The 14,494-nt window shown below is 50.8% G+C and carries 13 protein-coding genes; 3 read left to right on the top strand and 10 right to left on the bottom strand.

Annotation, left to right across the window (positions count from 1 at the left end):
- Nucleotides 1-30: 30 nt before the first annotated feature.
- From nuoF to lrhA, 6 genes are all read right to left on the bottom strand, one after another.
- Nucleotides 31-1,368 carry an NADH-quinone oxidoreductase subunit NuoF gene (gene nuoF / locus ACJHYR_RS19095; RefSeq protein ID WP_000789502.1) on the bottom strand — a complete coding sequence of 446 codons (1,338 nt, stop codon included), beginning with the start codon at nucleotides 1,366-1,368 and terminating at the stop codon, nucleotides 31-33.
- Nucleotides 1,365-1,865 carry an NADH-quinone oxidoreductase subunit NuoE gene (gene nuoE / locus ACJHYR_RS19090; protein ID WP_000545042.1) on the bottom strand — a complete coding sequence of 167 codons (501 nt, stop codon included), beginning with the start codon at nucleotides 1,863-1,865 and terminating at the stop codon, nucleotides 1,365-1,367. Before nuoE ends, nuoF begins: the two co-directional genes overlap by 4 nt.
- Nucleotides 1,866-1,867: 2 nt before the next feature.
- Nucleotides 1,868-3,670, bottom strand: a complete 1,803-nt coding sequence (nuoC, locus tag ACJHYR_RS19085; protein ID WP_000247878.1) for an NADH-quinone oxidoreductase subunit C/D — start codon at nucleotides 3,668-3,670, stop codon at nucleotides 1,868-1,870.
- 93 nt (nucleotides 3,671-3,763) lie between these two features.
- Nucleotides 3,764-4,426 carry an NADH-quinone oxidoreductase subunit NuoB gene (nuoB, locus tag ACJHYR_RS19080; RefSeq protein WP_000386733.1) on the bottom strand — a complete coding sequence of 221 codons (663 nt, stop codon included), beginning with the start codon at nucleotides 4,424-4,426 and terminating at the stop codon, nucleotides 3,764-3,766.
- Between the two features lie 15 nt (nucleotides 4,427-4,441).
- Nucleotides 4,442-4,885 (bottom strand): NADH-quinone oxidoreductase subunit NuoA, encoded by a 444-nt coding sequence (nuoA, locus tag ACJHYR_RS19075; RefSeq protein WP_000062997.1) that lies wholly within the window; start codon nucleotides 4,883-4,885, stop codon nucleotides 4,442-4,444.
- Between the two features lie 629 nt (nucleotides 4,886-5,514).
- Nucleotides 5,515-6,453 (bottom strand): transcriptional regulator LrhA, encoded by a 939-nt coding sequence (lrhA, locus tag ACJHYR_RS19070; protein WP_000622290.1) that lies wholly within the window; start codon nucleotides 6,451-6,453, stop codon nucleotides 5,515-5,517.
- 919 nt (nucleotides 6,454-7,372) lie between these two features.
- On the opposite strand from lrhA, the gene alaA reads away from it, so the two are divergent.
- On the top strand, nucleotides 7,373-8,590 hold the full coding sequence (alaA, locus tag ACJHYR_RS19065) for an alanine transaminase AlaA (RefSeq protein WP_000074527.1): 1,218 nt from the start codon (nucleotides 7,373-7,375) through the stop codon (nucleotides 8,588-8,590).
- An 83-nt stretch (nucleotides 8,591-8,673) separates the two neighbouring features.
- Nucleotides 8,674-9,273: a 5'-deoxynucleotidase gene (yfbR, locus tag ACJHYR_RS19060; RefSeq protein ID WP_000813854.1), complete on the top strand. Its 600-nt coding sequence runs from the start codon at nucleotides 8,674-8,676 to the stop codon at nucleotides 9,271-9,273.
- 58 nt (nucleotides 9,274-9,331) lie between these two features.
- On the opposite strand, the gene ACJHYR_RS19055 is transcribed toward yfbR, so the two are convergent.
- The 4 genes from ACJHYR_RS19055 to yfbV all read right to left on the bottom strand — a co-directional run bounded on the left by ACJHYR_RS19055 (nucleotide 9,332) and on the right by yfbV (nucleotide 12,944).
- On the bottom strand, nucleotides 9,332-11,164 hold the full coding sequence (locus tag ACJHYR_RS19055) for an SLC13 family permease (RefSeq protein WP_001012888.1): 1,833 nt from the start codon (nucleotides 11,162-11,164) through the stop codon (nucleotides 9,332-9,334).
- Nucleotides 11,165-11,250: 86 nt separating this feature from the next.
- On the bottom strand, nucleotides 11,251-11,901 hold the full coding sequence (gene hxpA / locus ACJHYR_RS19050; RefSeq protein WP_001203403.1) for a hexitol phosphatase HxpA: 651 nt from the start codon (nucleotides 11,899-11,901) through the stop codon (nucleotides 11,251-11,253).
- A gap of 10 nt (nucleotides 11,902-11,911) precedes the next feature.
- Entirely contained in the window at nucleotides 11,912-12,406 is a 495-nt protein-coding gene (locus ACJHYR_RS19045) for a YfbU family protein (protein WP_000426124.1), read from the bottom strand.
- 82 nt (nucleotides 12,407-12,488) lie between these two features.
- The gene (yfbV, locus tag ACJHYR_RS19040) at nucleotides 12,489-12,944 is read right to left on the bottom strand and encodes a terminus macrodomain insulation protein YfbV (protein WP_000106627.1); all 456 of its coding nucleotides are present in this window, start codon (nucleotides 12,942-12,944) and stop codon (nucleotides 12,489-12,491) included.
- A gap of 337 nt (nucleotides 12,945-13,281) precedes the next feature.
- Between yfbV and ackA the strand changes: the two genes are divergently transcribed.
- Complete coding sequence (gene ackA, locus ACJHYR_RS19035) at nucleotides 13,282-14,484, top strand: acetate kinase (RefSeq protein WP_000095707.1); 1,203 nt, start codon at nucleotides 13,282-13,284, stop codon at nucleotides 14,482-14,484.
- The last annotated feature ends 10 nt before the right edge of the window (nucleotides 14,485-14,494 follow it).

Here is a 14,494-nt window from a genome sequence, read left to right as displayed (position 1 = left end):
GTCAGAGACTGAGCGTTAATCGAAATTCGGTTACCAGCGCTCTTTCAGCAGGTTCGGCTGAATCCCATTAATCAAATGGGTATTGCTGAACGGCTGTTTGATTCCCGCCTCAAATTCTTCGCGGAAATATTTGATGGCGCTCTGTAACGGCTCCACTGCACCAGGTGCGTGGGCACAGAAAGTTTTACCCGGGCCTAAGAATCGACACAGTTGCTCAAGTGTTTCGATATCGCCCGGTTGACCTTCGCCACGCTCCAGCGCACGCAGAATTTTCACGCTCCACGGCAGACCGTCGCGGCACGGCGTACACCAGCCGCAGGACTCACGGGCGAAAAACTCTTCCAGGTTACGCACCAGCGACACCATGTTGATCTCATGGTCAACCGCCATCGCCAGCGCCGTACCCAGACGGCTTCCCGCTTTACCGATACTTTCGAATTCCATCGGCAGGTCAAGGTGCGCTTCAGTCAAGAAGTCAGTACCCGCGCCGCCTGGCTGCCAGGCTTTGAATTTCAGACCGTCACGCATACCACCGGCGTAATCTTCGAGGATCTCGCGTGCGGTGGTGCCAAACGGCAGTTCCCACAGGCCCGGATTTTTCACCCGACCGGAGAAGCCCATCAGCTTGGTGCCAGCATCTTTACTTTTCGAGATGTTCTGATACCACTCCACGCCGTTAGCAAGGATCGCCGGAACGTTACACAGGGTTTCGACGTTATTGACACAGGTCGGTTTGCCCCATACGCCGGAGGTTGCCGGGAAGGGGGGTTTCGAGCGTGGGTTAGCACGACGCCCTTCCAGGGAGTTGATTAACGCTGTTTCTTCCCCGCAGATGTAGCGCCCTGCACCGGTATGGACGAACAGTTCGAAGTCGAAACCTGTTCCCATAATGTTTTTGCCAAGCAAGCCCGCTTCAGTCGCTTCGGCAATGGCGCGGCGCAGATTCACTGCCGCTTCAATATATTCGCCACGCAGGAAGATGTAGCCACGGTAAGCTTTCAGCGCAAACGCGGAGATAAGCATACCTTCCACCAGCAGGTGCGGCAGTTGCTCCATCAACAGGCGGTCTTTATAGGTGCCCGGTTCCATTTCATCGGCGTTACACAGCAGGTAACGGATGTTCATGGATTCGTCTTTCGGCATCAGGCTCCACTTCAGGCCAGTCGAAAAGCCCGCGCCGCCGCGCCCTTTCAGACCAGCGTCTTTTACCTGATTAACGATTTCGTCCGGAGACAGCCCGGTCAGCGCCTTACGCGCGCCTTCGTAACCGTTTTTGCTGCGATATTCGTCCAGCCACACTGGCTGTTTGTCATCGCGCAGACGCCAGGTCAGCGGATGCGTTTCGGGAGTACGGATAATGTTTTTCATTTATACCGCTCCAGCAGTTCAGGGATCGCTTCCGGGGTCAGATGCGCGTGAGTGTCCTCATCGATCATCATGTTTGGCCCTTTATCACAGTTCCCCAGGCAGCAAGTTGGCAGCAGCGTAAAGCGGCCATCAAATGTCGTTTGCCCTGGTTTGATGTTCAGCTTTTTCTCGAGCGCCGCCTGAATACCCTGATAACCGTTGATATGACAGACCACGCTGTCGCAATAACGGATCACATGGCGGCCAACCGGCTGGCGGAAGATCTGGCTGTAGAACGTTGCCACGCCTTCGACGTCGCTCGCCGGAATACCCAGCACATCGGCGATCGCGTGGATCGCGCCATCCGGCACCCAGCCACGCTGCTTCTGAACGATTTTCAGCGCTTCAATGGACGCCGCACGCGGGTCTTCGTAGTGGTGCATCTCGTGCTCAATCGCTTCACGCTCTGCCGCACTCAGCTCAAAAGCCTCGGTTTGTGGTTGTTGATTCTCGTGCATAATTAGCGGTCCACATCTGACATAACAAAATCGATACTGCCCAGATAAACAATCAGGTCAGACACCAGGCTGCCGCGGATCGCCGCCGGAATTTGCTGCAAATGCGCATAACTCGGCGTGCGGATACGGGTGCGATAACTCATGGTGCTACCGTCGCTGGTCAGGTAGTAACTGTTGATCCCTTTGGTCGCCTCAATCATCTGGAAGGATTCATTGGCAGGCATCACCGGACCCCACGACACTTGCAGGAAGTGGGTGATCAGGGTTTCGATATGTTGCAGCGTGCGCTCTTTCGGCGGCGGCGTGGTCAGCGGGTGATCCGCTTTGAACGGGCCTTCCGGCATGTTGTTGAGGCACTGCTCAAGAATGCGCAGACTCTGGCGCAACTCTTCTACTTTCAGCATTACGCGGGTGTAGCAGTCAGAAACACCACCGCCCACCGGAATTTCAAAGTCGAAGTTTTCATAGCCAGAATACGGACGCGCCTTACGCACGTCGAAGTCGATCCCGGTAGCACGCAGGCCCGCGCCGGTGGTGCCCCACTCCAGCGCCTCTTTCGCGCCATAGGCGGCAACGCCCTGGGAACGACCTTTCAGAATGGTGTTTTGCAGCGCCGCTTTCTCGTAAGACGCCAGACGTTTCGGCATCCAGTCGAGGAACTCACGCAGCAGGCGATCCCAGCCACGCGGCAGGTCGTGCGCTACGCCGCCAATACGGAACCACGCCGGGTGCATACGAAAACCAGTGATTGCTTCCACCAGATCGTAAATTTTCTGACGATCGGTAAAGGCGAAGAACACTGGCGTCATCGCGCCGACGTCCTGAATAAAGGTGGAGATATACAGCAGATGGCTGTTGATGCGGAACAGCTCAGAAAGCATTACGCGAATGACGTTAACGCGATCCGGCACGGTGATCCCGGCCAGTTTCTCTACAGCCAGCACGTAAGGCATTTCGTTAACGCAGCCGCCGAGGTATTCGATACGGTCGGTATACGGAATGTAGCTATGCCAGGACTGGCGCTCGCCCATTTTCTCCGCACCACGGTGGTGGTAGCCGATGTCTGGTACGCAGTCGACAATCTCTTCGCCATCGAGCTGCAAAACGATACGGAAAGCACCGTGCGCCGACGGGTGGTTCGGACCGAGGTTGAGGAACATGAAGTCCTCGTTTTCGGTGCCGCGCTTCATCCCCCACTCTTCCGGTTTGAAGGTCAGGGCTTCCATTTCCAGATCCTGTTTGGCTTTGGTCAGCTCAAACGGCGAGAATTCGGTAGCGCGCGCCGGGTAATCTTTACGCAGCGGATGACCTTTCCAGGTTTGCGGCATCATGATGCGGCGCAGGTTCGGGTGACCGTCGAAAGTAATGCCAAACAGATCCCAGGTTTCACGCTCATACCAGTTAGCGTTCGGGAACAGTTTGGTGAAGGTCGGTACGTGCAGGTCGTTTTCTGCCAGCGCCACCTTCAGCATGATGTCGCGGTTACGATCGATAGAAATCAGATGGTAGAAAACGGAAAAATCCGCGGCAGGTAATCCTTCGCGGTGTGTGCGCAGACGTTCGTCCATGCCGTGTAAGTCAAACAGCATGACGTAAGGTTTCGGCAGTTTCTTTAAGAAATCGCCAACTTCCAGTAATTGTTCACGCTTGATCCACACAACGGGAACCCCGGTGCGAGTCGCCTGAACAGTAAAGGCATCCGGCCCAAAACGGTTGCGCAGTTCGCCAATCACCGGATCATCAAGATGATCGCGGGTCTGCCAGGCGGGTTCTTGCGCGGTTAAGTCGGTCATATTGTTCACCATTGCAAATGGTCCGTGGTGACTGTCAGCGCAGTAAGCTTCGCGAAATAGATTTAGGAATAAGCGAAGAAAAATCCCTTTGCCGACAGGCGCAAATTAAATCTCGTCAGGTGTACGCAGGTTGGTTACGGCAATGCGTTCACCGCGCTTGCGTTCGCGCTCTGATTGCATGTTGGCGCGATAAACGCCCTGATCGCCAACCACCCAGGAGAGCGGACGACGTTCTTTACCGATAGATTCCTGCAACAGCATCAGTGCCTGCATGTACGCTTCAGGACGCGGCGGGCAGCCCGGGATATACACATCAACCGGGATGAATTTATCGACGCCCTGCACAACGGAATAAATATCGTACATACCGCCGGAGTTGGCACAGGCACCCATTGAGATAACCCATTTTGGTTCCAGCATCTGGTCATACAGACGCTGAATAACCGGTGCCATTTTGGTAAAGCAGGTTCCTGCAACCACCATCAGGTCAGCCTGACGCGGCGAAGCACGCAATACTTCTGCGCCAAAACGCGCCACGTCATGCACCGCGGTAAACGAAGTCACCATCTCAACGTAACAGCAGGAAAGACCGAAGTTATACGGCCAAATTGAGTTTTTACGACCCCAGTTAACCATGTCATTGAGCTTGCCCATAAACACGTTTTTGTTAACTTCTTGCTCCAGAGGGTCGGTTACGATCTCCTGCTTTTGCAGGGGGTAACGGTCGTTCTCACCGTTGGGATCTATGCGGGTGAGCGTATAATCCATCTTAATGCCTCGCGGTTAGCGTTGACGATTAGCGATACTGTTCGTTTCCGGGTTCATACGCTCGCGGCGTGAACGCGCGGGCGTCCAGTCCAGCGCGCCAATACGCACCAGATAAACCAGACCTGCCAGTAACACAAAAATAAAAATTGCAGCTTCCACAAAGCCTACCCAGCCGCTTTCGCGGATAGAGGTTGACCATGCGAACAGATACAGCGCTTCAACGTCGAAGATAACGAAGAACATGGCCACCAGATAAAACTTGGCGGACAGGCGTAAGCGGGCGGAGCCGACCGAGTCGATACCGGATTCAAACGGAACGTTTTTCGACCTTGCGCGTGCGCGACCGCCTAAAAACCAACCGCCTACCAGCATCAGGCAACACAGGCCAATGGCAACGATAAGAAAGATAGCGAATGCCCAGTGATGAGCGATGACTTCAGTGGATGTTGACATACTCATTGCTTACTCATCAAAAGTAGCGCCAGATTCACTGCTCTTCACGGCAGATGGACGCCACATCGATTCATGGGGAGGAATAAAAAAAACCTTACAATCACTGTAGAAATTCTTTTATACAGCTAATTGATGTGGTCTTTTACTCCTTTCTATAACCTTTTGTCAACTTTAACAAAAGTTTCTTCACATTAGTTTACATAATATCAACACAATTAGCATTTAATGCCCTTTCAACCCAGATCCTTGACGACTCCAGGATAATTAGATGTTGTTGAATCGTGTCCGTTGTGAAGCAATGGAAAAAATACGGGTCTATTTTGACAGGAATTTGTGTCGATTCCTCCCCCCAAAAGAGAGTATTTTCTTGATCTGTGACACGCTTTTGTCATTCCATAACAAAAACGCAGCAACAAATTTACGTATTTTTTAACATCATTGTAGCAGGTGATTTTTTTCAGGCGATTATTTGTGCGTTCGGGACGTGAATCTCTGGTGATTGAAAAATGAACAGTTTTGTACGTTCTGCACGATACGAGGAAGGCTTTTTACTAAAAAAAAGCCGCTGGGGTTTAAAACACCCCCAGCGGCTCGTTTTTACACTATTGTCTCAGAAATTATCTATGGTCCGTCGATTACTCGATATCCCTTTCAATCAACAATGAGTCATCGCCTTCCGGAGCAGACATTGGGCTGTATTGCCACGGATTATGGTAGCTCTCCATCGCCTGATAGATCACCTGGGCCAGCTCATTATTACTGGACGGGTCATAGCACAGCAAATATTCGGTATCGGGTAGCGGCGGTAAGCCATCTACTCCACTCAGCACACGCAGGTCTGGACTCATCATCTCGACCGGCCTTGCCGTCACGCCAAGACCGGCTTTTACTGCCGCACGAACTGCCGGAAGCGTCGAGGCGACATAAGCCAGTCGCCATGGAATATCTGCTTTATTAAGCGTCGCCAGCACCATATCGCGAAACGGGCTAGGATCATCCAGCAATACAAGAGGGATCGGCTCGCCTTTTTGCAATACGTATTCCGCTGCGCAGTACCAGTGTGTTGGCGAGGTACGCAGGTTCAATGCCTTAAACGTTGAAGGACGATGGGTGGTTACCATCAAATCCACTTCCTGGGATTCCAGCATTTCTGCCATATAGGCATTACGTTTAACGCGGACATCCAGCGCTAGTTTCGGATAAACCGAACTCACGCGATTTAACAGGAAAGGTAAGATCGTATCGGCAGATTCATCTGAAGCACCGATAGTTAACACGCCCTGAAGATTACTGAACATTAATGATGAGCAGGCCTCATCATTAAAACGCAGAATTTTTCTGGCGTAACCAAGAAGTTGAATGCCATGTTCAGTTAACAGTTTGTTGCGACCGTGACGAGCGAACAGTTCTTTCCCAACGAGTTGTTCCAGACGCTGCATTTGCTGACTTACGGCGGACTGAGTACGACACACAGCGGCAGCTGCGGCAGCAAAAGTGTTCAGATCGGCAACAGCAACAAATGTTCTCAGCAGATCGAGGTCGAGGTTAATTATCGGACGATTTGCACTTATCATATATTATCACTTACTGGCGGCTCATACTGAGCTGGTTAATGCTGTGCACACACAAACAAGCAATTCCATTTGTAATGTGCCTCCCTGGCAGTTTCATCCGGAACCCGGACGAAAGTAAAAATGCATATGAGTTGCACTAAAAAAGCGACTCACATTGTTCCGTTATAATGCCTGAAGTAGATCACAGAATATATCTTCAGGAATCGCATATCTATTAAGTTACTCACTCTTTTGTATTTATGACATGCGCGTGTTTGTATAAATGTAAATGTGAGTCCTTGTTCCACTCTCGTGCAGCATCGCTGGTCATACGCGAACACGTACAAACAGCAATGGTGAGGCGGCATCAAGAGCAGGGATCCGTCATTTATGCGAGCATTTTACCCCAAAAACCTTTTATTTATAAGGGTCATTGCGAATTATCTGATGCAAAGTTATGTTATGTTAGGCAAAGTAATCTTCTATTATTAATAAGCACAACAAAACCTTTTTGAATATTAAATAATAATTAATTAGCATCATCCTCATTCATTAATCCCGCTTAACAATAGTTTCACACCTTGCACCCATTACGACACCTCGGAAATCATCACGCTGTTAAACTCTCCGTAATGCGGAAATATCATCATCACGATTCATTAGTGAATTCTTAAACGAGGCATTTTCAAACAATTATCTTACAGATAAAAAAACCACACTCACAATTAAGAATCAGAACAATTCACTACATAACATTAATTACTAAGCATATACACCTCATTATTTTGCCATTATTAAGTTATTAACAGCACAATCGAGTCTTCCCCTCTGGCAAAATCTTATTCTGCAGACCTTCAAAACGCCGTCCTGGGGGAGTACATTGTTCTAAGCTGACTTCCACGGCAGGGAGTGGCGATAACAGCAAAAAAGGTCAAGATTCATGTCCCCCATTGAAAAATCCAGCAAATTAGAGAATGTCTGTTACGACATCCGTGGTCCGGTGCTGAAAGAAGCAAAACGCCTGGAAGAAGAAGGTAACAAGGTACTGAAACTGAACATCGGCAACCCTGCCCCGTTCGGTTTTGACGCGCCAGATGAAATCCTCGTTGACGTGATTCGCAACCTGCCTACCGCTCAAGGGTATTGCGATTCCAAAGGGCTTTACTCCGCGCGTAAAGCCATCATGCAGCACTACCAGGCTCGTGGCATGCGTGATGTTACCGTGGAAGATATTTACATCGGCAATGGTGTATCGGAGCTTATCGTTCAGGCAATGCAGGCATTGCTGAACAGCGGCGACGAAATGTTGGTTCCTGCACCTGATTACCCACTATGGACCGCGGCGGTTTCGCTCTCCAGCGGTAAAGCGGTGCATTATCTTTGCGATGAATCCTCTGACTGGTTCCCGGACCTTGATGATATTCGCGCTAAAATTACGCCTCGTACGCGTGGGATCGTTATTATCAACCCAAATAACCCAACTGGCGCGGTATATTCCAAAGAGCTTTTGATGGAGATAGTGGAGATTGCACGTCAGCATAATCTCATTATCTTCGCCGATGAAATTTATGACAAAATTCTCTACGACGACGCTGAGCATCACTCAATTGCGCCGCTGGCACCTGATCTGCTGACTATTACCTTTAACGGACTGTCGAAAACGTACCGCGTTGCTGGCTTCCGTCAGGGGTGGATGGTGTTGAACGGGCCGAAAAAACACGCCAAAGGTTACATCGAAGGTCTGGAAATGCTGGCCTCAATGCGCCTGTGTGCTAACGTTCCTGCGCAACACGCCATTCAGACCGCGCTGGGCGGTTATCAGAGCATCAGTGAATTTATTACCCCTGGCGGTCGTCTTTATGAGCAGCGTAACCGCGCATGGGAATTGATCAATGATATTCCGGGCGTTTCCTGCGTGAAACCGCGTGGTGCGCTGTACATGTTCCCGAAAATCGACGCCAAACGCTTTAATATTCACGACGATCAGAAAATGGTGCTGGATTTCCTGTTGCAGGAAAAAGTTCTGTTGGTGCAAGGGACGGCATTCAACTGGCCGTGGCCGGATCACTTCCGCATTGTCACGCTACCGCGTGTCGATGATATCGAGCTGTCTTTGAGTAAGTTCGCGCGTTTCCTTTCTGGTTATCATCAGCTGTAATCTTAATTTCACTGCCGGAGATTGCATCCGGCAGTGTTATCCCGCCACAATGACCTGATGATGTCATCATACGTAAGGTCACTATGAAACAGAGCCATTTTTTTGCCCATCTCTCCCGCCTGAAACTCATTAACCGCTGGCCGCTGATGCGCAACGTGCGGACGGAAAATGTGTCCGAACACAGTTTGCAGGTAGCGATGGTCGCCCATGCGCTGGCAGCTATCAAAAATCGGAAATTTGGCGGTAATGTCAACGCCGAACGTATCGCTTTACTGGCGATGTACCACGATGCCTCAGAAGTGCTCACCGGCGATCTCCCTACTCCGGTGAAATACTTCAATTCGCAAATCGCTCAGGAATACAAGGCGATTGAAAAAATCGCTCAGCAAAAACTGGTCGATATGGTTCCGGAAGAGCTGCAGGATATTTTTGCGCCGTTAATTGACGAGCATGCATATAGCGATGAAGAGAAATCGCTGGTGAAACAGGCAGATGCACTGTGTGCATATCTGAAATGTCTGGAAGAACTCGCGGCGGGAAATAATGAATTCTTGCTGGCAAAAACGCGACTGGAAGCGACGCTTGAAGCGCGCCGCAGCCAGGAGATGGACTACTTCATGGAAGTCTTTGTTCCCAGCTTCCATCTTTCGCTCGATGAGATTAGCCAGGATTCACCGCTGTAAGCAGCCGGAGTCTGCGTCGCATCAGGCAATAAGCGCCGGATGCGACATCAGGCTCTTGTCAAAACGGAAACAGCATCGGGATCATCACCACACAAACCGCCATCACGATAATGGTGAACGGTACCCCCAACTTCACAAAGTCACTGAAGCTGTAATTTCCCGGACCTAAAACCAGTGTGTTAACAGGTGAAGAAACCGGCGTCATAAAGGCGGCGGATGCTGCCATCGCCACGACCATCGCAAATGGATAAGGCGACACACCCATCGTTTTGGCAGCAGCCAGCGCAATCGGAGCCATCAACACCGCCGTTGCGGTATTAGAGATAAATAGCCCAATAACCGCCGACAAGACAAACAAACAACCCAGCATCATATGCGGCCCGTAACCGCCGCCAATGTCCATCAGCCCTTTCACCGCCAGCGCGACACCTCCCGTTTTCTGTAATGCCACAGCAAACGGCATCATCCCAACGATCAAAATAATGCTCGGCCAGTGAATGGATTTATAGGCGCTTTCAGCATCGATACAGCGGAATTTCCCCATCAGCAGGCAGGCGATGATAGCGGCAACAGGATTAGGAATTTCATCGGTCAGCATTAACGCCACCATCAACACCAGGCAAAAAATGGCATGAGGTGCCTGACTGTGTGCTGGCGATGCTTCACTCACTTCTTCTGGTAAGTTCAGCGCCACAAAGTCACGGCCCTGTTTGGCCAGCATACCGATCAGTTTCCAGTTACCCACAACCAGGATGATATCGCCCAGCAGCAGAGGCTCATCCGCCAGCGAACCTTCCAGCGCCTCGCCATTGCGCTTTAGCCCCACCACATTCAGTCCGTAGCGGGTACGAAAACCAATTTCGCGCACCGATTTACCAATAAGTTCTGACTCAGGAATTAATGAAATCTCTGCCATGCCCACATCAAGGGCCTGGTCAGAAAAATACTCGCCGCGCAGTACCATCGGCTCCAGCAATTGCTCACTACAAAATTGCCGGAGATCGACATCAGCCGCAGACATATCAATAAGCAAAACGTCACGCGCGCGAAATTCAGAAACCCCATTAACGTTCACGATAACGCGACGAAAACGCCGCCAGCGTTCAACACCGATGACGTTAGCGCCATAACGCTCACGTAATTTGAGATCGTCCAGCCGTTGACCAATCATTGGCGAACCGGGGCGAATAGCCAGACGACGCGCACGCCCGGTCAGTCGATATTCACGGATAAGATCGCGAAAGGTTCGACGCGTCCAGCCTTCGCGCTGTGGGGTCTGGGTATCCCCTTTCAGCATGAAACGCATCACTAACATATACAAAATACCCAGCACCAGCACGACCAGGCCAATAGGTGTTACGCTAAAGAAACTGAAGCCGTGATAGCCTTCACGCAGCAATTCACTGTTGACTACCAGGTTCGGCGGCGTCGCCACCAGCGTCATCATGCCGCTAATCAGCCCGGCAAAACTCAACGGCATCATCAGGCGCGACGGCGAAGTTTGCATACGCATGGCAACGCTTAACACCACGGGAATAAAGATAGCGACAACGCCGGTTGAACTCATAAACGCGCCAAGCCCCGCGACGGTCAGCATCAACAAAACCAACATTTTGATTTCACTGTTGCCCGCCACTTTGACCAGCCATGTCCCCATTACAGTGGCAACACCGGTACGGACCAAACCATCGCCAATAATGAACAAGGCAGCAATCAGGACAACGTTAGGATCGGAAAAGCCGGAAAATACTTCGGGGACCGTCAGCGTTCCGCTTAATGCAAACGCGACAATAACAAACAAAGCGACCGCATCCATACGCACTCTGCCCGTCGCAAACAAGACGATGGCAACGGCCAGTAATGAAAGAACCCAAATCAATTCACCGTTCACAACTTATCCTTGTTAATTGAGGGGGATGACTTGATTCTGCCATAAAAAAGCCCCGACGAGACGGGGCTAAATCATGATCAGGTGTTTCACTGAATAATAACATCGCCATTTGGCTGTTTGGTCACAGTAATTTGCTCCAGACTGTGGAGGACTAAATCGACCTCATTCAGGCGCGGGGTATCTGCCGGAGCGTTAACCGCAATGACATGGCAACCCGCCGCCAGGCCAGAAAGCACGCCAGCGGGAGCATCTTCCACCACTACACACTCCTGCGGCGCAAGCCCCAGCAGCTGCGCGCCTAGCAGATACGCATCAGGTTCTGGTTTTCCGCGCTTCACTCGCTCAGCGGTCACAAACACCTCTGGCGCGGGAAGCCCAGCTACTTTATGGCGCGCTCGCGCTACCGGCATGGAGCCAGAAGTCACAATGGCCCACGGAATACCTGCTTTATTCAAATGATTGAGTAAGGCGATTGCCCCCGGAAGCGCGGTAATACCCTCGGTTTCCGTGGCCTCGATTTGCTCCAGACGCGTAAACTCGGCGGCAATATCAGCCTCGGATTTGCCCGCCATAAAATGGCGCAGAGAGGTGATCGCCTGTTTACCGTGAATGAAAGCCAGCACCTCTTCCGGCGCTAACCCATGACGTCTGGCCCAGTTGCTCCACGCCCGCTCTACCGCAGGCAGGGAATCCACCAGCGTTCCATCAAGATCAAACAGAAAACCTTTGCACCGCACGCGGGCCTCCTCAGGCGTTGATAATTTGATTAATTTCGTTGGCGCTCAAATGGTACTGACGCGGGCAGGCATGCCACACATTAAGCATGCGCTGATATTTTTCCCACATTGGCGTCTGGGCGTTAAAACCGTGAGTTCCGGCGTCAAAATGGGTATAGCGCCCTTCCACATTAACCATAAAGCGGACATAACCGAGGTAACGTGCTTCAGTGGCGGCGTCAAAGCCGAGGAAGGTGACACGACGTTCATCGATGGATTGCTGGTCCTGCAAATTAGACCAGGAAACATGCAACGCATGATACATCTCCATAATGTCGATGATAGTGCGGCAGGTTTCTTCTTTCAGCTCGCCAAACTCGCGATCCAGTTCACGCATCTGTAATCCATAACCACGCTCAATGATTGTTTGCAGGCGACGGTAACGTTCAGCATTTGCCGGATCGAGCATAGTCATCATCTTGTACTGGTTAGACAAAATAAGACGTTGCGCGTTGGTCATTTCCATTGTTGACTCCTGTATCACTCTACTACGGTGAAAAAAAAGAAGGCTGAGTATGCCTTCTTTTATATGCGTAATCAGGGGTCAATTACAAATCATCAAGGAAAGTTTTATCCAGTTGTTTGAATGCGCGCTTAAGCGTGTCAGCTAATGCCTGGTAATCAGGCTTGCCTTCAACGGGTGCCAACACCTGTCCAGACTCCTGCAATTTACCGCGAACTTCATAAAACCAGTTAAGGATTGCAGGGGGTAATGGCGTTACAGAACGTTTGCCCAGCCACCACAATCCCTGCATGGGTAAACTTAAAGCGAACAGCGCAGTGGCAACTGCCGGCCCAAGCTGACCGCCCAGGGCAATCTGCCAGCAGAGAGTAAATACGGCGATCGGCGGCATAAAACGGATCGCATAACGCGTCATCTTGATAACGCGATTTTCGACAAAGACCGGGGCAAGGCGTTTTTCCAGCGGCCACGTCTTTGAGTAATGCTGTCCCCGGCGAAACAAGCTAAAAAAATTAACAGAACGATTATCCGGCGTTGACATGCTTCACCTCAACTTCACATATAAAGATTCAAAAATTTGTGCAAATTCACAACTCAGCGGGACAACGTTCAAAACATTTTGTCTTCCATACCCACTATCAGGTATCCTTTAGCAGCCTGAAGGCCTAAGTAGTACATATTCATTGAGTCGTCAAATTCATATACATTATGCCATTGGCTGAAAATTACGCAAAATGGCATAGACTCAAGATATTTCTTCCATCATGCAAAAAAAATTTGCAGTGCATGATGTTAATCATAAATGTCGGTGTCATCATGCGCTACGCTCTATGGCTCCCTGACGTTTTTTTAGCCACGTATCAATTATAGGTACTTCCATGTCGAGTAAGTTAGTACTGGTTCTGAACTGCGGTAGTTCTTCACTGAAATTTGCCATCATCGATGCAGTAAATGGTGAAGAGTACCTTTCTGGTTTAGCCGAATGTTTCCACCTGCCCGAAGCACGTATCAAATGGAAAATGGACGGCAATAAACAGGAAGCGGCTTTAGGTGCAGGCGCCGCTCACAGCGAAGCGCTCAACTTTATCGTTAATACTATTCTGGCACAAAAACCAGAACTGTCTGCGCAGCTGACTGCTATCGGTCACCGTATCGTACACGGCGGCGAAAAGTATACCAGCTCCGTAGTGATCGATGAGTCTGTTATTCAGGGTATCAAAGATGCAGCTTCTTTTGCACCGCTGCACAACCCGGCTCACCTGATCGGTATCGAAGAAGCTCTGAAATCTTTCCCACAGCTGAAAGACAAAAACGTTGCTGTATTTGACACCGCGTTCCACCAGACTATGCCGGAAGAGTCTTACCTCTACGCCCTGCCGTACAACCTGTACAAAGAGCACGGCATCCGTCGTTACGGCGCGCACGGCACCAGCCACTTCTATGTAACCCAGGAAGCGGCAAAAATGCTGAACAAACCGGTAGAAGAACTGAACATCATCACCTGCCACCTGGGCAACGGTGGTTCCGTTTCTGCTATCCGCAACGGTAAATGCGTTGACACCTCTATGGGCCTGACCCCGCTGGAAGGTCTGGTCATGGGTACCCGTTCTGGTGATATCGATCCGGCGATCATCTTCCACCTGCACGACACCCTGGGCATGAGCGTTGACGCAATCAACAAACTGCTGACCAAAGAGTCTGGCCTGCTGGGTCTGACCGAAGTGACCAGCGACTGCCGCTATGTTGAAGACAACTACGCGACGAAAGAAGACGCGAAGCGCGCGATGGACGTTTACTGCCACCGCCTGGCGAAATACATTGGTGCCTACACTGCGCTGATGGATGGTCGTCTGGACGCTGTTGTATTCACCGGTGGTATCGGTGAAAATGCCGCGATGGTTCGTGAGCTGTCTCTGGGCAAACTGGGCGTGCTGGGCTTTGAAGTTGATCATGAACGCAACCTGGCTGCACGTTTCGGCAAATCTGGTTTCATCAACAAAGAAGGTACCCGTCCTGCGGTGGTTATCCCAACCAACGAAGAACTGGTTATCGCGCAAGACGCGAGCCGCCTGACTGCCTGATTTCACACCG

The organism is Escherichia sp. WS1450 (assembly GCF_046487395.1).
Taxonomy (GTDB): Bacteria; Pseudomonadota; Gammaproteobacteria; order Enterobacterales; family Enterobacteriaceae; genus Escherichia; species Escherichia coli.
The sequence above is the reverse complement of the archived record's forward strand: the minus strand, read 5'-3'. Positions and strand labels throughout refer to the sequence as shown.